The sequence below is a fragment of the Actinophytocola oryzae genome (assembly GCF_004364325.1).
Classification (GTDB): Bacteria; Actinomycetota; Actinomycetes; order Mycobacteriales; family Pseudonocardiaceae; genus Actinophytocola; species Actinophytocola oryzae.
In genome coordinates this window covers 207,676-229,082 of record NZ_SOCP01000014.1, presented here as the reverse complement: position 1 = coordinate 229,082, position 21,407 = coordinate 207,676, and the positions used below count along the sequence as shown (strand labels likewise).

Here is a 21,407-nt window from a genome sequence, read left to right as displayed (position 1 = left end):
CTCAGTGGTGTCCGCCTGCGCGGAACCAGCGGAAGCCGTACGCCTCCACGGTGATCTTCTCGCCGGGCTCGGCGTCGTCGTCACCGAACAGGTCCCGAAATTCGGTGCAGTCCTTCGGCAGGGTCACGGTCGCCGGTTCGTCGCCGAGGTTGTGCACGGCCACGACGGCGGTGCCGTCCCACACGCAGCGGTGGACCAGCACCGCTCCCTTGGTGTGCAGTAGTTCCAGCTTGCCCCAGCCGAACTCGGGGCACTCCTTGCGTTGTCGGATGAGGCGTTCCATCCAGTTCAGCAACGAGTGCGGGTCGCGCCGCTGGTCCGCGACGTTCGCCGCGTGGTCCTCGGGCAACGGCCTGCACAGCCTGGCGCCCTCCGGTGCGCTCGAGAAGCCGGCATGGGGACCGTCCGACCACTGCATCGGGGTGCGGGAGCTGAGCCTGCCCTCGACGTCGAGGTTCTCGACCATGCCGATCTCCTCGCCGTAGAACAGCGCGGGGGTGCCGGGCAGCGAGAACATCAGGGAGTACACGAGACGGACGCGCCTGTCGTCGCCGTCCAGCATGGACGGTAACCGGCGACGCAGGCCGCGACCGTAGACCTGCATGTCCTCCTCCGGCCCGAACGCGGCGAAGACCTCCTCCCGCTCGGCGTCGCCGAGCTGGTCGAGGGTCAGCTCGTCGTGGTTGCGCACGAAGTTGGTCCACTGGCACTCCGGCGCGATCTCCGGCAGCTCCTTGAGCGTCTTCACCAGCGGCGCGACGTCGCGGCGCGCGAGGGCGAGGAACATGGACTGGTTGAGCCGGAAGTCGAACATCATGTTGAGCTCGTCGCCGTACTCGCCGAAGAACTCGATCCCCTTGTCGTAGGGGAGGTTCACCTCGCCGAGCAGCACCGCGTCGCCTCGCCGGCGGGTGAGGTAGGTGCCGAGCTCACGCAGCAGGGCGTGCGGGTCCTTGCCGTCGGCGGCGACCCCGCTCACCTCCTCGAGCAGGAACGGCACCGCGTCGATCCGGTAGCCGGTCACGCCGAGCGCGAGCCAGAACGCGCCGATCTTCGCGATCTCGTCGCGTACCGCGGGGTTGGCGGTGTTGAGGTCCGGCTGCTCGGAGTAGAAGCGGTGGAAGTACCACCGCTCCGCCTGGTCGTCCCACGCCCAGTTCGACGTCTCCTCGCCGGGGAAGACGAGCTTCGCCTCGTTCTCCGGTTTCTCGTCGGCCCACACGTAGTAGTCGTGGTAGGGCGCGTCGCGTCCCTTGCGTGCCGACTGGAACCACTTGTGGAGGTGGGAGGTGTGGTTCACGACCAGGTCGATGATCACCCGGATGCCCCGGTCGTGCGCGGTGCGCAGCATCTCGGCGAAGTCGCCGAGGTTGCCCAGCTTCTCGTCCACTGCGTAGAAGTCGCTGATGTCGTAGCCGTCGTCGCGCTCGGGCGACGGGTAGCAGGGCATCAGCCACAGGCAGGTGACGCCGAGGCCCGCGAGGTAGTCGATCTTCTCGGTCAGGCCGACGAGGTCACCGCACCCGTCGCCGTCGGTGTCGAAGAACGTCTGGACGTCCAGGCAGTAGATGACCGCGTTCTTCCACCACAGGTCGCTGGTCGCGGTGCGCTTGCCGGTCATGAGCGCAGCTCCGGCAGGACGTGCTCGCCGAAGCAGTCGAGGAACGGGCGCTGCTCCTTGCCGACGTGGTGCACGTAGATCTCGCCGAACCCGAGGTCGGCGGCCTCGCCGAGCCACTCGACGAACCTGGCAGGTTCGGAGCCGATCAGCACGTTGCCGCGCATGTCCTCCGGCCGGACGTGCTTCGCGGCCAGGTCGAACTCCTCGGCCGTGGCGATGTCCCAGCACAGCGGCGCCTCGAAGACGTTGGTGCGCCACTGGTCGTGCGCGATCTTGAGCGCCTCGTCCTCGTCGGGCGCCCAGCTCACGTGCACCTGTAACGCGAGTGGTCTGCCGTCACCGCCGCCCTCGCGGAACGCGTCCACCACCTCCCGCAGCCGGTCGGCGGGCTGCCAGATGGTGATCAGCCCCTCCGCCCACTCACCCGCCCTGCGTGCGGTGTCCGCGCACACCGCCGTCGCCAGCAGGCGGGGCGGCTCGGCGGGCAACGTCCAGAGCCGGGCGCGGTCGACGCGGACCAGGCCGTGGTGGGTGACCTCCTCGCCCGCGAGCAGCGCCCTGATCACGTCGACGCACTCGCGCAGCCTCGCGTTGCGCGTCGGCTTGTCCGGCCAGCCGTCACCGGTGATGTGCTCGTTGGAGAACTCGCCGGTGCCGAGCGCGACCGACAGCCTGCCGGGGAACATCTCGGCGAGCGTGCCGAGGCCCTGCGCGACGATCGCCGGGTGGTAGCGCTGGCCGGGCGCGTTGACGAAGCCGATGGGCAGCGAGGTCGTGGCCAGTGCCGCGCCGAGCCAGGAGAGCGCGAAGCCGGACTCTCCCTGCCGTTCGCTCCACGGGGAGAAGTGGTCGGAGGACCAGGCCGCCTCGAACCCCGCCGACTCGGCGTGTCGGAGGTCGGTGAGCAACCGGCTCGGCGGGATCTGTTCGTGCGAGGCGTGCCACCCTACGACCGGCATGGAGTAGGCCCTTCGGTTGTCGATGCGGACACATCAGACATGCCCCCCACGCCGCCCACCAAAACCCGTGGCGCGCCCCGGAGTCAGGGATGCAGGCCGGGCCCCGGCTCGGGCGTGGCCTCCTGCGCGATCCGCGTCGGGCTCAGTGCCGAGTCGTCCTCGCCCTCCTCCAGCAGGGTCTCCGCGGCACCGACGATCAGCGGGTCCGGTGTGCCGACGACCTCGGAGTCCCTGTCCGCGTAGGGGAAACGCGCGAGCACACTGCGCATCGCCTCGACGCGCGCGCGTTTCTTGTCGTTGCTCTTCACCACCGTCCACGGCGCGACCTCCGTGTCGGTGGCGCGGAACATGGCGACCTTCGCGGTCGTGTAGTCGTCCCAGCGGTCAAGCGACTTGATGTCGTTCTCGCTGAGCTTCCACTGCCGCACCGGATCGATCTGCCGGATCACGAACCTGGTCCGCTGTTCGCCCCTGGACACCGAGAACCAGAGCTTCACGAGCAGCACGCCGTCGTCGACGAGCATCCGCTCGAACTCCGGCGCCTGGCGCATGAAGCGCTCGTACTCCGGGTCGGTGCAGTAACCCATCACGCGCTCGACACCCGCGCGGTTGTACCAGGAGCGGTCGAACAGCACGATCTCGCCGTTGGTCGGCAGGTGTCGGACGTAGCGCTGGAAGTACCACTCGCCGCGCTCGCGTTCGCTGGGCTTGCCCAGTGCCACCGAGCGTGCGCCGCGTGGGTCGAGGTGCTCGGTGAACCGCTTGATCGTGCCGCCCTTGCCCGCCGCGTCGCGGCCCTCGAAGAGGATCACCAGCCGCTGTCCCGTGCCGGTCACCCAGTACTGCAGCTTCAGCAGCTCGATCTGCAGCAACCGTTTGCGCCGTTCGTACTCCGGGCGGGACATCCGTTCGTCGTACGGGTGGTTCTCCCGCCAGGTGTCCACCTCGGAGCCGTCGGCGCGGCGCAGGACGGGCTCGTCGGCGTCCGGGAACTCGGCCGTGAGGCCCTCGGCCATCCAGCCGTCGGGGTCGATGATGCTGTCGTTCACGACTCGTACATACCCGACATTTCGCTCACTGAACCACGCGTGACGACGCCGAGGCGCCCGGACGGTTGTCCGGACGCCTCGGCGCTGGTCCGACGACAGGTCAGGGGTTGACCTGCCAGTGCACGTTAACCTTGTAGCTGCCGCCGTGCCCGTTGAAGGTGAACGTCCCGGTCGGCGCGCGGAAGTTCGTCCAGCCGTAGTCGCCCGCGTTCTTGTACATCCACTCGTACCGGTTCGGCAGGTACACGTAGTGCGTGCCCGGGGAGAACAGGTCGTCCTGGAAAAGCTCGAACAGCCAGCTGAAGAACGTGGTGACGAGCCAGGCGACCGCCTTGCCGATGGCCTCGGCCAGCGCGGCGCCGAGGTAGCCGGTGAGCAGGCCCGCGACGGCCTTCTCGATCACGTTCTGCACGTCGTCCTTGACCTTCGACCACACGGTGTTGATCGCGTCCGCGAAGCCGGAGCCGTCCTTCTCCGCGAGCATGACGACCGTGCTGTAGGTGCGGGGGAAGGTGCCGGCGTTGGTGAGGTCGAACCGGTGGAAGAGCTTGCCGGGGTCGGCGTAGACCTTGACCTCGTTGTCGTCGAAGTCGTCGGCGACCATGAACTGGTTGACCTTCGCCGTGCTGCCCACGTGGTTGACGGCGACGCCGCCCATCGCGATCTCGTCGTCGCCCGGCCACTCCGGGTTGGTCTCGTCGGCGCACTTCACCCGCTCGATCCGGTAGTCCAGGCTCGTGAGCGTGGGGATCTGCAGCTTCAGCGGGATGTTGTACTTCGCGGCCATCTCCAGGGCGTTGGCCTCCTCGAGCTTGTGGGCCGCCTCGATCTGGGTCGCCCTCGCCGTGAGCCGCCGCTTGAGCGCCGCCGCATCCACGGGCACGTTCTCCGTGGTGAACACGCCGTGGAAGCCCAGCTGGGCGTACTTCTCCGGCTCGATGCCGCCGAACCGGCCGAACTCGCGCTTGCGGACCGCCGGGTCGGCGATCATCGCCCGCGCGGCCTCGGCGGCGGACTTCTGCCGCTCGGCGGGCATCGTGAGGATGCCCGTGCGCAGGTCCTCCTCGATGCTGCCCTTGGCGAACTCCTTCGACGGGTCGGCGGCGACCACGGCCATCGAGTACTTCAGCGCGTAGTCGGCCTCCTGCATCACCGACGCGATCTCCGGGTCGTCCCTGAGGTCGCCGGGTGTGGGCGGTGCCGGGTACTCCGGGTCCTCGGCCGACACCTGCGGGGTGGGAGCCGCCGCCTGTGCCGCCTGGGCGGGGACCAGCGTCGCCGCGACCGCCACGACCGCGATCAGCGGCAGGCCGTAGCGTCGTGGACCTCCCGCACGAGACCTAAAATGTGAACGCATGGGTATTTTCCTTCCATGACATGGGCAGGTGCCCCGTGTCCGTCCTGGTAGGAGGTCTACCGACGAGCAGTTGCGGGGTGGCTGTGGTGCGGCTGTCCGGCGGCTGCGCCACTGGAAGGAGCGACTGGTGACCGGTCTCGAGGTCCGCGTACTCGGTGTCGTGGAGGCAACCGGCCCGGCCGGGACGATCGCCCTGACCAGCACGAGACGCGTCATCCTCGGGGTGCTGGCCGTGCGTGCCGGGCAGGTCGTGCCCTACACCGAGCTGGTCGACGTCCTCTGGGGAGAGTCGCCGCCACGCACCGCGTTCAAGACGCTGCACAGCCACGTGGCGCGGATCCGCCAGGCGTTCACCTCGGCGGGCGTGGGTCCGGTCATCACCACCCGCGACCCCGGCTACGTCCTCGACCTCGCGCCGGAGCGGGTCGACGCGCACCGGTTCGAGCTGCTCGTGCACGCCGCCCGCGCCGACCTGGCCCGGGGTGACACGCGTGCCGCGGTCGAGACCCTGCGCACGGCGGACGGGCTGTGGCGCGGCGAGCCGTTCTCCGGCATCGACCTCGGCGAGTGGGGACACCACGAGCTCGACCGATTACGCGAGCTTCGGCTGTCGGCCACAGAGGACCGCTGGGACGCCGAGATCGCCACCGGCGGGGCCCCGGCGGCGGCGCTGGAGTTACCCCGGCTCGTTGCGGCGGAGCCGTTGCGGGAGCGGCTGACCGGGCTGCTGATGCTGGCGCTGCACCGCTGTGGCAGGCATGCCGAGGCCCTCAACGCCTACGAGCGGCTGCGCCACCGCCTCGCCGACGAGCTGGGTGCCGACCCCGGCCCGGAGCTGTCCGAGCTGCACACCGCGATCCTGCGCCGCGACGCCGCCCTCGCCGCCCCGCCCGTGCCACCCGCCCCGAGCCAGGTGCCCGCCCAGCTCCCCGCGCGGGCGGGCCACTTCACCGGCCGCACCGGGGAACTGTCCGATCTGGACGACGCGCTCGGTGGCGACGACCCGCCGATCGTGGTGATCTCCGGCCCGGCAGGCATGGGGAAGACGTCACTGGCCGTGCAGTGGGCGGCCCGCATCGCCGACCGGTTCCCCGACGGCCACCTGTTCCTCGACCTGCGTGGCCATGACCCCGACCACGCCGTCACCGCCGAGCAGGCGCTCGCACACCTGCTGCGTGGGCTCGACGTGCCGGAGGACCGCATCCCCGCGGGCGTGTCGGCGCGCTCGGCGCTGTACCGGACCCTGTTGCACACCAGGCGGTGCGTGGTGCTGGCCGACGACGCGGGCGCCGTGGACCACGTGCTGCCGCTCGTGCCGGGCTCGGACACCAGCGTGCTCGTCGTGACGAGCAGGCGCTCGCTCGCCGGCCTCGTCGCCCGCCACGCCGTGCGCCACATCGTGCTCGACGCGCTCGACGACGCCAGTTCGGTGGCACTGCTGGAGAAGGTGCTCGGCAGGACACGGGTCGCCCGTGAGCCGGAGGCCACCGCGCGGCTGGCGAAGGTCTGCGCGGGAATGCCGCTCGCCTTGCGGATCGCGGCCGCGCGGCTCGTCGGCGTGCCCACCCGGTCGGTCGCCGAGCTCGTCGCCGAGCTGTCCGGTGCCCGGCTCGAGGGGCTGGCGCTCGAGGGTGACCTCCGCACGGTCACCGCGGTGCTCGCCAGCGCCTACCGGCCGCTCTCGCCGGGTGCCGCGCGGCTGCTGCGGCTCCTCGCCACGGTGCCGACGCCGACGCAGAGCGGCCACCTCGGCGCGGCAATCGCCGACGTGCCGGTCGCGACCGCCCACGTGGTCCTCGGCGAGCTGTCCGGTGCACACCTGGTGATCGGGGCGGGGGAGGACCGCTACCGGCTCCACGACCTGATCCGCGAGTTCGCCCGCGACCGCGCCGCCGCCGAGGAGCCGGAGCCGGACGTGGTGGCGGCGCTGCTGCTCGACTGGTACCTGCTCGTCGCCGACGAGGCCAACCGGCTGGTCAACCCCGACCGCGACGCGGTGAAGCCGGTGTTCCGGTTTCCCCTGCCGCCACTCCCCTTCGCGGCGGGTCGGCACGAGGCGACGGCGTTCCTGGAGTCCGAACGGGACGGTTTCCTCCCGGTGGTCCAGTACGCGCGTGAACAGGGGATGCCCACCGCGGCCTGGCACCTCGTGTACCTGCTCGCCAGCTTCTACGAGGTGAGCGGCCACTGGACCGAGCGGGTCGAGCTGTGCCGCGCGGGACTCGCCGCCGCCCGCGACGCGGGGGACCGGGCGGGCGAGGCGGAGATGCTGCGTGCGCTGGGCGTCGCCTTCTACATGACGAGGCGGCTCACCGAGGCGGTGGAGACGAACCTGACCGCGCTGGACGTGGTCCGCGACCTCGGTGACCTCGCGGGTGAGGGACACGTGCTCAACAACCTCGCCAACGCCTACGCCGACCTGCGCCGGTTCGACGAGGCGGAGCCCGCGTTCCGGGTGGCGGCCAAGCGCGCCACCGCGGCGGGCAACCGGCTCGGCGTCGGGCTGGCCCAGCGCAACCTCGGCTACGCGCTCGTGCGGATGGGCCGGGCCCGGGAGAGCCTCGCGCCCCTGGCCGCCGCGCTCGCGATCTTCGACGGCATCGGCAACGTCCGGCTCCGCGCCGGGACACTGGACACGCTGGGCGAGGCACGCCGTGAGCTGGGCAGCCACGCCGGGGCGCTGCGTGACTTCGCGGAGGCACTGGCGATCAGCCGGGAGATCGGCGACCGGTGGCTGGAGTGGGAGCTGCTGCGTTCCTGCGGGATCACCCACCTCGCGGCGGGCGACCCGGCCGCGGCACTCGACTACTTCGGACAGTCGCTTTCGGTCACCCGTGCCGTGCACGACCGCAACGGCGAGGCGATCGCGCTGCAGCTGATCGGCCACGTGCACCTGTGTGCCGGCCGGACGGCCGAGGCCGCCGAGCACCTGGCGCTGGCCCTCGCGGTCCGCGCCCAGGTGCCCGACGGCTACGAGGAGGCACACCTGCACCGCGACCTCGCGGCGCTGGCCGCCGCACGCGGTGACGACGCGACCGCGGCCAGCCACCGCGGTCGCGCCGTGGACCTCTATCTCGGCGTCAACGCGACGGCCGAGGCCGAGGCACTCATCCCTCCCGGAGGGTGACCCGACCTCGCGCCACCCCGATGGTGCCCGCGTTGACGTCCGTGATCTCGACGCCGAAGTACTGGCCAGGCGCGGCCCCCGACAGCAGCTCGACGGGCACGTCGACGTGGTCGGCGCCGGTGGGGATGGTCACGACCTGCTTCTTGATCGGGACGTAGTCCTTGCCTCCCACCGCGGTCCCGTCGACCGTGCGCAGGCTGAGCGTGACGGGCGCCCGCGCGATCGTGTTGAGGTGCACCGGGATCGTGCAGTGGTCCGACGGCCACCAGCAGATCCCGCCTGCGGGGACCGCCACGACGACCCCGATGCCGAGCGCGCTCGCGTCGTCGTTGAGGACCGTCGCGGTCGCCGTGTCGGCCGCGATCGTCACCCCGCGCGCCCCGAACAGCTCGACGGTGAACGTCTCGTCCGGCTCGTAGGCGTCGTCCCGCGCCACCTGCACCGCGACCACCCGGGGACCGGGCGTGGTCCAGCTCAGCGTCGACGTCGCGGCCACGTAGTCCTGCCCGGCGTCGGCGGAGCCGTCGACCGTCCGGTAGCGCACCGAGCCCGTCGTCGGGCACCCCGCCTCTGGTGGCGCCATCGTCACCGTGAACGCGAACGACTTCGTGCCCCCCTCCGACCCCTCGTAGTGCCGCACCCCGGCGATCGACACCTCCGGCGGCGCACACACCGCGGGCGCCGCGGTCGCGACGCCGCCGCCTGCCACGACGCTCCCCACCGCGGCGGTGACCACCGCCAACACCCTGGCGCGCATCCGCCCTCCCCTCACGTTGGAACTCATGGCGGAAGGTCTACCCAGGGGCGGTTGTGGCGTGGTTGTGACCGCGCCGGCTCACAGGCTCTCGATCACGGGACGGCGTGTGCCGAGGCGGGCGGGAACGGCGGTGAGCGCGCTCACCACGACCGCGGTCGTCACGATCACGGCGAGCAGCTGCCAGAACGAGGGGAGCGTCGCCCTGTCGCCGTCGCCGCCCGTGATGCCCATGACGAGGGCGAACAGTGCGAAGCCTCCCGGGAACACCCCGAGGACGGCGCCCGCGAGCGCGGGGAGCACCTGCGCTCCCGCCAGCGCCGTGCCCATGTCGCGCGGGGTCGCGCCGAGTGCTCGGGCCAGTGCCGAGGCGTGCCGGTTGTCGAGCACCGTCGCCCAGGTGATGACGACGGCGTTGACCGCGGCCAGGCACAGGAGCACGACCGTCCAGACCCCGAGCACCTCACGCAGCAGGTCCACCTGAGCACCGCTGTACCCGCCCACGGACGGTGCCGAGGCCAGGAAGTCGTCGAGCACCAGCACGACGAAGATCCCGCTCACGGTGACCGCGATGCTCACCACGTTCAGCACCATCCGCCGTGGCCTGCGGGCCGCGACCCGCAGGGCGAGCAGCAGCGGCACGGGCAGCCGTGCCGAGGCCGCGATCAGCCAGCCGGTGCGTCGCGGCGGCCGGGCGGAGTCGGCCAGTGCCCGCACTGTGCTCGACCGGCCGGCACGCAACGCCGGGACGGTGGTGGCGAGGACCGCGACGCCGAGCGCGACGCCGGTCACGAGAACGACCGTGGACAGGGTGACCGACGGCGTGCCCGCGCTGCCGATGAGGCCCGCGGTGGACTCGGTGAGCAGCGGCGCGGTCAGCGCGCCGGTCGTCAGCCCGGCGGCTGCCGCGGCGATGGCGACGACGACGTACTCCGCCAGCAGCACGGCGGCGACCAGGCCCGGGGTGCCGCCCGCGGCCTTGAGGAGCCCGACGCGCCTGGTCTGGTCGGCCATCCGGCCGCCGACCAGCACCGACACACTGGCGACGGCGAGCAGGCCGAGCAGCCAGGCGCCGATCATCAGGAGGATCTGGGAGTCGCCCGCCAGCTCGGTGGCGTCCGCGAGGATGTCCTGCCAGGGCATCAGGCCCAGGGGGAACGGGCCCGTCGTGGGATCGAACGACGACTGCCGGATGGTCGCCTCGACGAACGCCTGTGCCGCGTCGGGGTGGGCCAGCCGCAGGTTCACTGTGTAGGTCAGGGGGGTGCCGAGGCTCCGGACGTCTGCCTGGGTGAGCCAGACCAGACCGGGCGTGCGCAACATCTCGGGAGGCAGGTTGGTGCCCTCGGGCGGCGAGCCCCGCACACAGCCGACGGCGACGAGGCAGGTCGACCCCGGATAGGGCGCCATGGCCGCGGTGACGGCCGTGCCCGCGACCGTGAACGACCGGCCGTTCAGGGTGAGCGGATCGCCGACGTACAGGTCGAGCGCACTGGCGAAGGCGGCTTCGACCACCACGCCGCCGTCACCGACCCAGCTGCCCTGCGTCAGCAGGGGCCGGTCGACCGACGCGGACGCGGTGTCGCGCCCCACGGCCTGCACGTCGGCCGTCCGGCCCTCGGCGTCGAGCTTGGCGGGGGCGACCGGAAACGGTCCGCTGTGGTCGGTCACGCCCTCGGCGCCTGTCAACGCCTCGAGGTCGGGGAGCGTGTCGGCCCGGAGGGTACCGGCGACGATGTCCGGTCCCCCGGTCGCCGACCTGGTGCTCTGGTAGGGGTCGCTCGCCGCGTCGCGCAGGACGAGCCCGAGCGTCAACGTCGTGGTGGCGGCCATGATGGCGAGCAGCAGGAGCGCGGCCTCGACGCGGCGGCGCCGGAGGTCACGCCCGGCGAGCCGGGCGACGAGCAGGATGCGGCCCATCGTCCTCAGTCCTCCAGTCCGACGAGGGCGCCGAGCCGTCCGGTGCTGCCGCCGGTCAGCCTGGTCTCGTCCACGAACGCGCCGTCCCGCATGGTGATCAGCCGGTCCGCCGTGGCCGCGATCCGCGCGTCGTGCGTGACGATGACCAGCGTCTGGCCCGTGTCGTGCAGGCTCTCGAAGAGCCGCAGGACGTCCAGAGTGGCCGCGCTGTCGAGGTTTCCCGTCGGTTCGTCGGCCAGCACGACCCGGGGTTCGTTGCAGAGCGCCCTGGCGACGGCGACCCGCTGCCGTTGGCCGCCGGACAGCGCGGAGGGCAGGAACCGCGCCCGTTCGGTGAGCCCGACCCGCGCCAGCAGCTCCTCGGCACGCCGTCGCGCCGCCCTGGGGGAGCGTCCGGCCAGCAGCGCCGACAGCTCGACGTTCTCGATGGCCGTCAGCTCCTCCATCAGGTGGAAGGACTGGAAGACGAACCCGACGTCGGCCCGCCGGAGCCGTGCCAGCGCCCGCTCGCTCATGAGGTCGACACGCCTGCCGTCCAGCGACACCTCGCCGCCGGTCGACCGGTCAAGTCCGCCGAGCAGGTGCAGCAGCGTGGACTTCCCGCAGCCGCTCGGCCCCATCACCGCCACCGTCTCACCGGCGCGGACGTCGAGGTCGACCCCGTCGACGGCACGCACCAGCCCTTCCCCCGTGCCGTACTCCTTGCGCAGCCCTCTGGCGCGAAGCACGAACTCGTCGATGGCGGTCACGATCCACTCCTCCTGTCGGTCCAGCTCTTCTCGCACGCCTCGAGCCAGCGCAGGTCCGCCTGCAGCCGGAGCACGATCCCCTCGAGCAACAGCGCCGCGTTCGAGCCGGCAGGCTCGGCCATCGCGGCGCGCTGTGCGTCACGCAGCCTGCGCAGCAGCTCGCGGCGCTGGGTGTCGATGATCGTGATCGGGTCGGCCAATCCGGCCGACGCGGCGGCGATCAGCTTGAGGTGGAACTCCGCGAGGTCGGGCCTCGGCCAGCTCACCTCGGCGATCCACTCGGCGACGCGCTGCTGGCCGTCGGCTGTGAGCGCGTACACCTTGCGGTCCGACCGGTCGCCCGCCTCGGCCCTCCCGGCCGTCAGCAGCCCGGCCTTCTCCAGCCGGGTCAACGTGACGTAGACCTGCCCCGCGTTCATCCCCTCGCCCAACGGGCCGAGCGCGTCCCGCAACCGGGCACGCAGCTCGTAGCCGTGCGACGGCTCCTTGGCCAGCATCGCCAGCACTACTTCCTGCTGCACTGCACCCCCTCTAACCGTTAGCCTCGGCATATCTAACGGTTAGCCCCCATCGGCTGTCAAGCCCGGCTCGTGCGACGGGAGGCGGCTCCACCAGAATCGCCGGGCATGAGCATGATCACCCAGTACCTCCGGCTCACCCCCGCCGAAGCCGACCAGTTGCGGCGGCTGCTCGCGGAGGCCCCGGACGAGGCCTACGAGTTCGTCGACCGGGACGAGGACCAGGCGCGTGGGATGGACACCGACAAGGCGTGGGCGGGCCTCGAGTTCCTCCTGGCCAAGCTCGGGCCTCCGGTGAACGTGATCAGCGGCGGCACGGCCGTGACCGACGACGAGTGGGGGTACGACTCGCCCCGCCTGCTCGGCCCCGACGAGGTCGCCGAGGCGTCCCGGTTCCTCGACGGGACACCGTTCGCGCGGCTGGCGGAGCTGTACGACCCGGCGGAGCTGACGGCGGCCGAGGTCTACCCGATGATGTGGGACGAGGACTGGGCGCTGGAGTACCTCGGCGGTGTCCACACCGCGCTCGTCACCTTCTTCCACGACGCCGCGGCGGCCTCCGACAGCGTCCTGCTCTGGCTCAACTAGCGCCCTTCCCCCGTGCGTGGAGCACGGGCATGGCCAGGTCGTCGACCACGTGCGCCAGGAACGCCGCGTCCAGCGGCAGCCGCCACAGCCAGCGCATGAACATCACCGACGCGACGACCTCCTCGAAGAGGCGGTGGTCGACGGGAGCGGTCACCTCGCCACGCGCCACGGCCCGTTCGACCACCTCGGGAGCGAGTCGCGCGCCGCTGGAGAACCGCGCGTCCAGCTCGTCGAGCAGGTCCGGGTCCGACGCGCGTGCCTGCACCAGGCCGACCGCGAGCCGTCCGCCGAAGCCGCCGAGCACCTCGGCGAAGCGGTGGACGTGTGCGAGCAGGTCGCCGCGGAACGTCCCGGTGTCGACCGACCACGCCGTCTGCGCGCCGTGGTAGCGGGTCATGGCGGCGAGCGCGATCTCACGCTTGTTGCGCCACCGCCGGTAGATGGTCGCCTTCGACACCCCGGCCCGCGCCGCCACGGCGTCCATCGTCATCGACACGTAGCCCGACTCGGCCAGCAACTCCAGCACCGCGTCGAGGATCCGGGCGTCCCGGGTGGGATCCAACGGGCGGCGGCCACTCATCGCACGAGCATAGGGTTCCTCGACGTTGACTCCCCCATGCGCATTGTTTTCGCAGTTCACAGCTTTAAACAGTACGGTACGGTTTCGTACTGTAGGGTTGGTGAAAGCCCACGAACGGATCACCGGGAAGGGACACCCATGCCCGTCACCTCCTACGCGGCCCGCTCCGCGGGCGCCGCCCTCGAACGCCACGAACGCGAGTCGGACCCCCTCGGCCCGCTGGAAGCGGATGTCCGCGTGACGCACTGCGGGGTCTGCCACAGCGACATCGGGCAGATCGACAACGAGTTCGGCATCACCCGCTACCCCTGCGTCGCCGGGCACGAGGCCGTCGGCGTGATCGAGGCGGTCGGCGACGCCGTGGACACCGACCTCCTGCCGATCGGCACACGCGTGGGGGTCGGCGCCATCGCGGGCGCCTGCTTCCGCTGCCCGCAGTGCCTGAGCGGCCGCCACAACCTCTGCCCGAACCGCGACGACACCGTGATGCGTGGCGACCGGGGCGCCTTCACCGAACTGCTGCGTGTCTCGGACTGGCGCACGGCCTACCCGATCCCCGACGCCATCCCCTCCGAGCAGGCGGCGCCGATGATGTGCGCCGGTGTCACCGTCTTCGCCCCGCTGATCAGGCACGGAGTCCGTCCCGTCGACCGGGTCGCGGTCGTCGGCATCGGTGGGCTCGGCCACCTGGCGCTGCGGTTCCTCGCCGGGTGGGGCTGCGACGTCACCGCGATCTCGACGTCACGGTCCAAGGAGGACGACGCACGCCGCTTCGGTGCCACGTCGTTCGTCGCCACCCGCGAGGAGGGCGCACTCGCCGCCGCGGCGGGGTCCTTCGACTTCGTCCTGTCCACGGTCTCCGCGAACCTGCCGTGGGACGACTACCTCGACCTGCTCGTCCCGCAGGGCAGGCTCAGCATCGTCGGCGTACCGCCCGAGGCGATCTCGGTCCGGCCCATGCACCTGCTCCCCGCCGAGAAGACGATCTCCGGCGGCGTGCCCGCGTCCCCGACGGAGACCCGCCTCATGCTCGACTTCGCCGCCCGCCACGGCATCGGCCCCCAGGTGGAGACCTTCCCGGTGGCGGAGATCAACAAGGCGGTCGACCTCGTCCGCGGCGGCCAGGCGCGCTACCGGGCAGTCGTCGCCTTCTCCTGACCCCCGGTCACCGAAGGCCGTCGAGGTCGCCGTTCTGCATGACACGCATGACCTGCCCGACCGGGGTGTCGTCAGGCGGCGGTGGCACGGTGACCCGCACGAGGTCCCCGTCCTCGGTGACCTCCGCGCCGGGCAGGACGTCGTGCCAGGGGCGGGCGGTGGAGGGCATGTCCCCGTCGAGCGCGTCGGACACCCGCGCCCGGTCGCCGTCGAGGCAGATCAGCTGGGTGCCGTCCTCGCGTACTCCCACTGCCTGCCTGGTGGCCTGGAGCTGGGCGGCGACGACGTCACCGAGACACCTCGCGAGCGAGGCGAGCACGTCGTCGCCTGCGAGCGTCTCGTCGCCCGCGTCGGTCACCCAGTCGATGCCCGCCGCCGCGGGCGCGAACGCGAACGACCAGTCGCGAGTCAGGATGTCGTTGAGCTGTGGCGTCGGCGCCAGGTCGGCGAACGGCCCGTTCGCGAGGTCGATCTCGTAGTCGTCGGCCGCGCGCCAGCGGGTGGCGTCGTCAGCCGCCCTGCCGTCGATGCCGAGCCCACGCAGCTTCCCGTCCACGGCGGCCACGTCGTACTTGCCCCACAACACGGTCGCCTGCTTCGGGGGCTGTCCGACGGAGATCGCGCTGTCGAACTCGTCGAGGTGCAGGCTCAGCGTCTCCCCGACGACGATGGCGTAACTCGCGATCGTGCCGTAGCCGAACCCCTGAAGGAGCTGGTAGCGGTCCCTGTCCTCGGCCAGGAGCGCCCTGACCGCGGCGGGCTCGCCGTACTCGACGGCCTTGCGCGTCTCCGGGGTGGCGCGCACCTGCCCGAGGGCACTGAGCAGGCCACTCTCGTCACCGGCGTCGTCGTTCGAGCAGCCGGCCAGCACCAGTCCGGCACAGAGCAGGATCACCGCGGGCTTGAGCACGGCGCGACCTTACAGCCGGACGACCGCTGTCACATCGAGTTCGGGATCACTGGGCGCCGGGGTCGTAGGTCATGGCGCCCACGACGTTGCCCGACGGGTCGGCGAGCCAGACGAGGTGCCCGACACCGGCGATCGTGGTGGTCTCCATGAGCACCTGCCCGCCCGCCGCGAGCGCCGAGGCCCTGGTGGCGGCCACGTCGGCCACCGCGATGGTGCACTCGAACCCGGTGGTCGGCCTGCCCGGCAGCAGGTCCCGGCGCTGTTGCAGTGCCGCGGTGACCCCGGGGCCGCCCGGCGCCCCCGCCTCGATCCGGTAGAAGCCGGGCGGACCCCACGGGGCGAAGTCCCAGCCGAAGGTGTCCCGGTAGAACCGCCGGGCCACCGGCACGTCCTCGACGTTGATCGCGAAGTGCGAGAGTTCGTTCATGCCAGCACGGTAGAAGCAGGCGCGGGTTGCGCGCAGTCGCGGACGCGGCCGATTCTGTCGCGTATGCGTCACGCCGAGCCGGACCTGCGGGGCTACGCGGTCACCCACCCGCCGGGGCCGCTGACCCCACCCCAGGCGGCGGAGTGGCACCAGCTGATCTACGCGACGTCCGGGGTGCTGGTCGTGGACACCCCCGAGGGCCGCTGGACACTGCCACGGCACCGCGCGCTGTGGGTGTCGGCAGGCATCGTGCACACGCTGCGGGTGATCCACCGCAGTGCGCTGCGCATCCTCTACACGGGCGAGCGGGCCCAGCTCCTGCCGGACGGGTGCCGGGTGCTGGACGTGTCGCCGTTGCTGCGTGAGCTGGTCGTGCACCTGGTGGAACACGCGCCGCTGCACCTGGCCGACCCCCGGCACGCCAGGCTGGTCGCGGTGCTGCGGGACCTGCTCGCCGACCTGCCCGCCGACGCGGCACTGCTCCTGCCGACACCCGTCGACCCGAGGGCCGTGGCCGCGTCGGAGCTGGTCACGGACCTGGACGTCGCGGCACTGTGTCGGCGGGTCGGTGTCGGCAGGCGCACCCTGGAGCGGCTGTTCCTCGCCGAGACCGGCATGAGCGTCGGGCAGTGGCGCCGCCGCAGGCGGATGCTCGACGCGGTGGCACACCTCGCTGGCGGCCTGCCGGTCGCCGACATCGCGCAGCGGGTCGGCTACACCACGCCGAGCGCGTTCAGCGCGGCGTTCCGGGCCGAGCTGGGCGTGCCACCGTCACGCTGGCAGCCCTAGCTCGGGCGGGCTCGGGGGCACGAGCCCGTCCCGCACGGTGAGCGCGACCGCCTCCAGCCGGGAGTTCACGCCCAGCTTCGCGAGCACCGACTGGACGTGGGTGCGCACGGTCGCGTCCGACACGGTCAGGCGTTCGGCCATCGCCCGGGTGTTCAGGCCGTGCACCATCAGCCCGAGGCACTGCCACTCGCGCTGGGTGAGCCCCGCGGCGAGCCGGTGGGTCTCGGTGGGCTCGGGTGGCTCGGTCGCGGCGTCGGTCATCCTGGCCAGCCGCGACAGCTCCCGGTCGATCAGCTCCAGCCGGCGCCGAAGGGTCGCGGGGACGTCACGGTCGGTGCGGGCCGACTCGACCTCCCGCCGCAGATGTGTGAGGTCGGCGCCGACCGCCCGCAGCAGCTGCGTGTTCCTGAGGTCACCAGCGCGCCGTCCCTGGTTCCTCCGCCGATCCGTGAACTGACTCATCCCGACCACCCAACCTGGCGACGACCCGGGCCGATCCGCCACGCCGGTTACCGGGCCGCCCGCCGCACGACACCTTCATCGTCGCTGGTGGCGGCCCTGTTTCAGTCACTTCAGGGCGGCGTCGACGATCAGGTTGTCGCGGTAGCTGCGCGCCGAGTGGTCGAACGAGCCGCCACAGGTGACCAGCCGCAGGGCGGGGACGGGCAGCGGCGAGTACACGAGGTCGGTGGGGAACGCGGTCTTGGCGACGCGGGTCGTGCCCGTCACCGTGAACACGACCGACGTCCCGTCCGTGCGCACCACCGTCACCTCGTCGCCAGGCCGCAGGTCGACGAGCCGGAAGAAGACCCCGGGGCCCGCGACCGAGTCGACGTGCGCGGCCAGCAGCGCGGGCCCGACCGCGCCGGGCGCGGGCCCGGCCGCGAACCACCCGGTCACGTCGGTGGTCGGCGGCGGCACCAGCACGCCGGTGGCGTCCACCCCGATGTCGACGATCGAGCTGTCCACCCCGATCGCGGGAATTCTCACCCGTGCGGGTGGTGCGACGGCGTCCTGGGTCGGCGTCGGTTCCACCGTCCAGCTCGGCGTGGGTGGCGGTGCCTCGGCGGCCGTGGACGGGCTGTCGGTGCCGAACACCAGACGGCCCGCGATCACGAGACCGCTGAGGAGGAGCACCACGCCGAGCAGGATGCCCAGCCCGACACGCCTCACGCGGCGCGACGGCGACGCGTCGCCAGCACGAGCACACCGCCCGCCGCAGCCGCGATGCCCAGCAGCAGCGCCCCGACCCCGAGGTCCGGCCCGGCGGTCCCGCCGAACCCGGTCTCCACCCCGCCGTTCGGCACGACCGCGGTACCGCGTGCGTCGAGCCGTACCGCCGCCGAGAGCACGCCGTTCCGCTGCAGCACCAGCACCGTGTAGACCCCGCCCGCCTCGAGTGTCACCGGCAGCGTCGTCGCGGCGGCGTCGGCGGGCGCGACCGTGAGCGTCGCGGCACCCGACGGCACCATCGTGTACTTGCTGGCGTCACCGAACGCGGCGTTCTCGATGACCGGCGTCGCGTCCCTGCGCACGCTCAGCATCCCGGTGAGCGGCGCCGCGTTCACCACCCGCATCCTGGCCTGTCCCGCGACCGGCAGGCTGATGTCGTCGTCGAGCACCCGCAGCGCGAGGTCGGAGAACTTGCCGAGCCCGGCGACGGTGTACGCGCGGCCCGCGACGGCGTCGAGCGTCGCCGAGATCACCGGGTCGGACTTCGGGTCGGCACCCGCCGGGCGCATCGCGATCGTGTACGTGCCCGGCGCGATCTGCTGGTAGGCGGACACGTCGCCGTAGCTGACGCCCTTCACGAGCTGAGACCCGTCGGGGGAGCTGAACGCGCTGACCGTGACGTCGACCGACGGCGTGTCCGGGGACAGGTGCGCGAGCCGCAGGTACGCGCCGGTCTGGGCGGACGCGGGCACGGGCACGACGGCGAACGCCGCCAGCGCGCACGCGAGTACGCCGAGTTTCACCATGACGTTGCGCATCGGGTGCCACCTTTCATCGTGTGGTGTTCTCGAAGATGTCGGGCAGCCGCCACCGCAGGACGAGGCCGCGTGGGGTGGACCGCGTGTCGGCCGGTGCGAAGGGCTCGCGCTGGGTTCGTAGCCAGTCCAGCAGCGGTTGGGCGGTGCGCTGGTCGGTGACCGACCTGCCGTCCACCGCCGTCACGACGACCGTGCGTTCCGGCAGCCCGTTGCCGCGTTCGACCGGCGAGTTCTCGGTGGTCACCAGCGTGATCTCGTGCTCGGCGCACAGTGCGGCGAGCACGGCCATGACCCGCAGGTCCACGTGCCCGGCCCGCAGCGCGGCCCGCACCGGCCCGCTCGCGTGCAGCCGGATGTTCGTCGCGAGCTGGCGGCCCGCGGTCGCGCGCTCGGTCGGGTCGAGGTAGGTCCGGTCGATGTCGGCGGCGAGCAGCGTGAGCGTGCCGAACCGGCCGAGGACGAACCCTCGGCCGCGTCCGGTGGTGACGACCAGCGGGCCGGCGCCTTCGCGGACCGCGTTGGGCCTGCCGAGCCGCACGAAGTCGCGGTGCAGGTCGGCCCACACGGCGTTCGACGCGGTGATGGTGGCGCCGTCGTCCAGCTCACGGGTGACCCAGGCGGCGAGCGCGGTGTGGTCGGGTCTCGGCGCGACCGGCGGGACGACCAGCAGGCCCGCGACCGCCGCCGCCGCGACCGCGGTCGTGAGCCCCGTCGCGACCGAGGGCCGCCAGGCCAGGACCGCGTCCAGCACGAGCACGCCGGTGATCGCGGCGCCGACGACGGTGGCGGGCAGGAGGGCGTCGGCGTCGGGCCCGAACCCGATGGCGAGGCCGAGCCCGGTGAGCGTGGCGGCCACGGCGGGCCACGTCTTGGGCACGGCGACCCCGATGACCGCGACGGCCGTGAGGGCCACGAGCAGCGAGGTGCGGTGGTCGGCGACCGGGCCCGTCGGCGTGAGCAACAGGCCCGTCGGCCACAGCGCGCCGACGACGCACGCGCCGAGGACCACGACACCGATGGCCGGACGACGCCAGGTGGTGTGGGGGTCGTGGCGTTCGAAGTCGAGGAACCAGAGCCACACGGCGACGCCGACGGCGAGCGGCGCGACCAGGAGCGGCACGGTGGCGAGCGCCACGAGGAGGGCGACGAGGCCGAACACACCGGACACGCCGAAGGCCGGGTGCCAGCCCTCGTGGCGTTCCCTGGCTACGTGGACCGCGACCGCCAGCGCCACCGCGAGCCAGCCCGCCGCGACGACGCCGGGACCCACGGCACCGAACACGGCGACCACCGGCCCGGGCGCGGCGAACGCGACCAGGACCGCGGCCGTGAGCAGCGGGTGGACCCGCAGGGCGGCGCAGATCGCGATCAGCCCGCCGACCACGACCGCGGCGGCGAGGACGGACAGCTCCCTGGCGCCGGTCAGGACGTCGAGGTGCCTGCCGAAGGGGTCGGTGATGACGGCGTAGACGTTGAGATGGGCCTTGGTGACGGTGAGCGGCGCGGGCAGTGACGTGCCCGCGAGCCCGGTGACCATCCGGTACCCGGCGTCGGCGAGGGCCCGCTCCGCGGCGGAGGCGGGCAGCGTCGCGGTGGCGACGGCGACCCTGACCACCACGGCGACCCCGACCACCACCGGCGCGGCCCACGCGAGCACCCTCGGCCGCACGGTCACCCGGAGCACGTCGACCGCGTCGACGACACGCAGCAGGGGGAACGCCAGCGCGGCGAGCGGCAGCCTGCGCGTGACGGCGATCGTGCGCAGGTAGTCGCCGACGAGGAAACCGCCGAGGAGGTAGCGCGGGTCGAGCACCGTCACCGGCCTGCCCGCGACGGCGAGCCCCGCACCCGCGACGGCCGCGACCAGCACCGCGACGACGAACAGCGCCGTGCCGAGCCGCTCGCCGAGCCGCGCCCGCAGCCCGAGCCCCTGCCGGTCCCAGCGCGGCGGCCGTCGGCGGACGGCCGCGTCCGCCCCGACGAGCATCGCCCGCCGGGCCTCGCGGTAGCGGGCGAGTGCGGACAGCGCACGACCCCCGGCCGGCGCGGGTGGCAGCAGCACCGCGGGCGGACCGGGGGAGAGCACGACGCGGCCGAGGTGGTCGCGGTAGATCTGCAGCATCGCGTCGAAGTTCGGGACCGAGGGAGGCGGCAGGTCCAGCTCCAGCCGTTCGAGCACCTCCGTCCGGTACAGCCGCGCGACACCGGGCGCGGCGTGGGTCACCGACGAGGGCGCCACCGTCCGGCCGCGTCCGCCCAGCCGGGACAGCGCGTAGGTCCTGGCGAGGTAGCGGCCGAGCAGGCCGGGGCCGGTGACCCGTGCCTCGACCGCCGCCACCCCCGCGTCGCCGAACAGGGGCAGCGTCGCCGTGAGGTAGGACGGGTCGAGGCGGACGTCGACGTCCAGCACCAGCACGAACGCGTACCGCTCCGCGAGCCGGAAGGACTGCACCCCCGCCAGCACGGACCCGCCGGGACCGAGCGGGCGAAGGGTCTCCACGACCTCGGCGCCGTGTTCGAAGGCGCGCTCCGCGGTCGGGTCGGTCGAGCCGTCGGACACCACGAACACCGGCACCCCGGTCTCGGCTGCCGAGGCCACCGCGCCACCGATCCGGTCGGCACGGTCGCGTGCCACGAGCAGGATCGCCACGTCACCGGCGGGCGCGTCACCGGCCCTGGCGCCGGTGCGTCGCAGCGGCGCCACCAGACCGCGGACGACCAGCCCCACGCCGAACACCACGACGGCGACCACGACGGCCACCAGACCGGCGACGATCACGGCAGATCACCGCCGCGACCCGCGTACCCTGCTCCCACCCCGAGCACTGTGCCCGAGGGGGAGTGCGGGGTCCTCATACAAACAGATGAGAACGTGAACTTTCCTCGGTGCCGGCCCCGGTGGCGTCGTCC

General features: G+C 72.5%; 19 protein-coding genes. 4 read left to right on the top strand and 15 right to left on the bottom strand.

Annotated elements, in window-relative coordinates; genetic code table 11:
* Position 1 precedes the first annotated feature (1 nt).
* The 4 genes from CLV71_RS32705 to CLV71_RS32690 all read right to left on the bottom strand — a co-directional run bounded on the left by CLV71_RS32705 (position 2) and on the right by CLV71_RS32690 (position 4,986).
* A complete protein-coding gene (locus tag CLV71_RS32705; RefSeq protein WP_133906733.1) occupies positions 2–1,621 on the bottom strand; it encodes an alpha-amylase family protein in 1,620 nt (539 codons plus the stop codon).
* Positions 1,618–2,580 (bottom strand): TIGR03885 family FMN-dependent LLM class oxidoreductase, encoded by a 963-nt coding sequence (locus CLV71_RS32700; RefSeq protein ID WP_133906732.1) that lies wholly within the window; start codon positions 2,578–2,580, stop codon positions 1,618–1,620. Before CLV71_RS32700 ends, CLV71_RS32705 begins: the two co-directional genes overlap by 4 nt.
* Positions 2,581–2,663: 83 nt before the next feature.
* Positions 2,664–3,596 carry a polyphosphate kinase 2 gene (gene ppk2 / locus CLV71_RS32695; RefSeq protein WP_133906768.1) on the bottom strand — a complete coding sequence of 311 codons (933 nt, stop codon included), beginning with the start codon at positions 3,594–3,596 and terminating at the stop codon, positions 2,664–2,666.
* 133 nt (positions 3,597–3,729) lie between these two features.
* Entirely contained in the window at positions 3,730–4,986 is a 1,257-nt protein-coding gene (locus tag CLV71_RS32690; RefSeq protein WP_133906731.1) for a hypothetical protein, read from the bottom strand.
* Positions 4,987–5,113: 127 nt separating this feature from the next.
* Here CLV71_RS32690 and CLV71_RS32685 point away from each other — a divergent pair, with 127 nt between their 5' ends.
* Positions 5,114–8,113 carry an AfsR/SARP family transcriptional regulator gene (locus CLV71_RS32685; RefSeq protein WP_133906730.1) on the top strand — a complete coding sequence of 1,000 codons (3,000 nt, stop codon included), beginning with the start codon at positions 5,114–5,116 and terminating at the stop codon, positions 8,111–8,113.
* Here CLV71_RS32685 and CLV71_RS32680 read toward each other — a convergent pair.
* The 4 genes from CLV71_RS32680 to CLV71_RS32665 form a co-directional block, all read right to left on the bottom strand.
* A complete protein-coding gene (locus CLV71_RS32680; protein WP_166664347.1) occupies positions 8,094–8,870 on the bottom strand; it encodes a Calx-beta domain-containing protein in 777 nt (258 codons plus the stop codon). The genes CLV71_RS32685 and CLV71_RS32680 overlap by 20 nt on opposite strands.
* 78 nt (positions 8,871–8,948) lie before the next feature.
* A complete protein-coding gene (locus CLV71_RS32675; protein ID WP_133906728.1) occupies positions 8,949–10,787 on the bottom strand; it encodes an FtsX-like permease family protein in 1,839 nt (612 codons plus the stop codon).
* A 5-nt stretch (positions 10,788–10,792) separates the two neighbouring features.
* Complete coding sequence (locus tag CLV71_RS32670) at positions 10,793–11,536, bottom strand: ABC transporter ATP-binding protein (RefSeq protein WP_243866873.1); 744 nt, start codon at positions 11,534–11,536, stop codon at positions 10,793–10,795.
* Positions 11,533–12,057, bottom strand: coding sequence for a PadR family transcriptional regulator (locus tag CLV71_RS32665; RefSeq protein WP_208297857.1), 525 nt, complete (start codon positions 12,055–12,057; stop codon positions 11,533–11,535). The genes CLV71_RS32670 and CLV71_RS32665 overlap by 4 nt, the downstream gene beginning before the upstream one ends.
* A 105-nt stretch (positions 12,058–12,162) precedes the next feature.
* Here CLV71_RS32665 and CLV71_RS32660 point away from each other — a divergent pair, with 105 nt between their 5' ends.
* Entirely contained in the window at positions 12,163–12,642 is a 480-nt protein-coding gene (locus tag CLV71_RS32660) for a YfbM family protein (protein ID WP_133906725.1), read from the top strand.
* Here CLV71_RS32660 and CLV71_RS32655 read toward each other — a convergent pair.
* On the bottom strand, positions 12,635–13,222 hold the full coding sequence (locus CLV71_RS32655) for a TetR/AcrR family transcriptional regulator (RefSeq protein ID WP_133906724.1): 588 nt from the start codon (positions 13,220–13,222) through the stop codon (positions 12,635–12,637). The genes CLV71_RS32660 and CLV71_RS32655 overlap by 8 nt on opposite strands.
* A gap of 138 nt (positions 13,223–13,360) precedes the next feature.
* Between CLV71_RS32655 and CLV71_RS32650 the strand changes: the two genes are divergently transcribed.
* On the top strand, positions 13,361–14,380 hold the full coding sequence (locus CLV71_RS32650; RefSeq protein ID WP_133906723.1) for an NAD(P)-dependent alcohol dehydrogenase: 1,020 nt from the start codon (positions 13,361–13,363) through the stop codon (positions 14,378–14,380).
* 7 nt (positions 14,381–14,387) lie between these two features.
* Here CLV71_RS32650 and CLV71_RS32645 read toward each other — a convergent pair whose 3' ends face one another.
* Together CLV71_RS32645 and CLV71_RS32640 are read right to left on the bottom strand one after the other, a co-directional pair.
* Entirely contained in the window at positions 14,388–15,290 is a 903-nt protein-coding gene (locus CLV71_RS32645) for a hypothetical protein (RefSeq protein WP_133906722.1), read from the bottom strand.
* Positions 15,291–15,336: 46 nt separating this feature from the next.
* Positions 15,337–15,717: a VOC family protein gene (locus CLV71_RS32640; protein ID WP_133906721.1), complete on the bottom strand. Its 381-nt coding sequence runs from the start codon at positions 15,715–15,717 to the stop codon at positions 15,337–15,339.
* A gap of 63 nt (positions 15,718–15,780) precedes the next feature.
* Between CLV71_RS32640 and CLV71_RS32635 the strand changes: the two genes are divergently transcribed.
* Positions 15,781–16,506 carry a helix-turn-helix domain-containing protein gene (locus CLV71_RS32635; protein WP_133906720.1) on the top strand — a complete coding sequence of 242 codons (726 nt, stop codon included), beginning with the start codon at positions 15,781–15,783 and terminating at the stop codon, positions 16,504–16,506.
* On the opposite strand, the gene CLV71_RS32630 is transcribed toward CLV71_RS32635, so the two are convergent.
* The 4 genes from CLV71_RS32630 to CLV71_RS32615 all read right to left on the bottom strand — a co-directional run bounded on the left by CLV71_RS32630 (position 16,489) and on the right by CLV71_RS32615 (position 21,276).
* A complete protein-coding gene (locus CLV71_RS32630) occupies positions 16,489–16,968 on the bottom strand; it encodes a helix-turn-helix transcriptional regulator (RefSeq protein ID WP_133906719.1) in 480 nt (159 codons plus the stop codon). The genes CLV71_RS32635 and CLV71_RS32630 overlap by 18 nt on opposite strands.
* A gap of 105 nt (positions 16,969–17,073) precedes the next feature.
* Positions 17,074–17,679, bottom strand: a complete 606-nt coding sequence (locus CLV71_RS32625) for a class F sortase (protein ID WP_133906718.1) — start codon at positions 17,677–17,679, stop codon at positions 17,074–17,076.
* A complete protein-coding gene (locus tag CLV71_RS32620; protein WP_133906717.1) occupies positions 17,676–18,497 on the bottom strand; it encodes a DUF4397 domain-containing protein in 822 nt (273 codons plus the stop codon). Before CLV71_RS32620 ends, CLV71_RS32625 begins: the two co-directional genes overlap by 4 nt.
* Positions 18,498–18,510: 13 nt before the next feature.
* The gene (locus tag CLV71_RS32615; RefSeq protein ID WP_133906716.1) at positions 18,511–21,276 is read right to left on the bottom strand and encodes a glycosyltransferase family 2 protein; all 2,766 of its coding nucleotides are present in this window, start codon (positions 21,274–21,276) and stop codon (positions 18,511–18,513) included.
* Between the last annotated feature and the right edge of the window lie 131 nt (positions 21,277–21,407).

Excerpts from the sequence above, each read along its gene's own strand:
- CLV71_RS32705 (WP_133906733.1), bottom strand. The coding sequence starts at position 1,621 with ATGACCGGCAAGCGCACCGCGACCAGCGACCTGTGGTGGAAGAACGCG.
- CLV71_RS32700 (WP_133906732.1), bottom strand. The coding sequence starts at position 2,580 with ATGCCGGTCGTAGGGTGGCACGCCTCGCACGAACAGATCCCGCCGAGC.
- ppk2 (WP_133906768.1), bottom strand. The coding sequence starts at position 3,596 with ATGGCCGAGGGCCTCACGGCCGAGTTCCCGGACGCCGACGAGCCCGTC.
- CLV71_RS32690 (WP_133906731.1), bottom strand. The coding sequence starts at position 4,986 with ATGCGTTCACATTTTAGGTCTCGTGCGGGAGGTCCACGACGCTACGGC.
- CLV71_RS32680 (WP_166664347.1), bottom strand. The coding sequence starts at position 8,870 with ATGCGCGCCAGGGTGTTGGCGGTGGTCACCGCCGCGGTGGGGAGCGTC.
- CLV71_RS32675 (WP_133906728.1), bottom strand. The coding sequence starts at position 10,787 with ATGGGCCGCATCCTGCTCGTCGCCCGGCTCGCCGGGCGTGACCTCCGG.
- CLV71_RS32660 (WP_133906725.1), top strand. The coding sequence starts at position 12,163 with ATGAGCATGATCACCCAGTACCTCCGGCTCACCCCCGCCGAAGCCGAC.
- CLV71_RS32655 (WP_133906724.1), bottom strand. The coding sequence starts at position 13,222 with ATGAGTGGCCGCCGCCCGTTGGATCCCACCCGGGACGCCCGGATCCTC.
- CLV71_RS32650 (WP_133906723.1), top strand. The coding sequence starts at position 13,361 with ATGCCCGTCACCTCCTACGCGGCCCGCTCCGCGGGCGCCGCCCTCGAA.
- CLV71_RS32640 (WP_133906721.1), bottom strand. The coding sequence starts at position 15,717 with ATGAACGAACTCTCGCACTTCGCGATCAACGTCGAGGACGTGCCGGTG.
- CLV71_RS32635 (WP_133906720.1), top strand. The coding sequence starts at position 15,781 with ATGCGTCACGCCGAGCCGGACCTGCGGGGCTACGCGGTCACCCACCCG.
- CLV71_RS32630 (WP_133906719.1), bottom strand. The coding sequence starts at position 16,968 with ATGAGTCAGTTCACGGATCGGCGGAGGAACCAGGGACGGCGCGCTGGT.
- CLV71_RS32620 (WP_133906717.1), bottom strand. The coding sequence starts at position 18,497 with ATGCGCAACGTCATGGTGAAACTCGGCGTACTCGCGTGCGCGCTGGCG.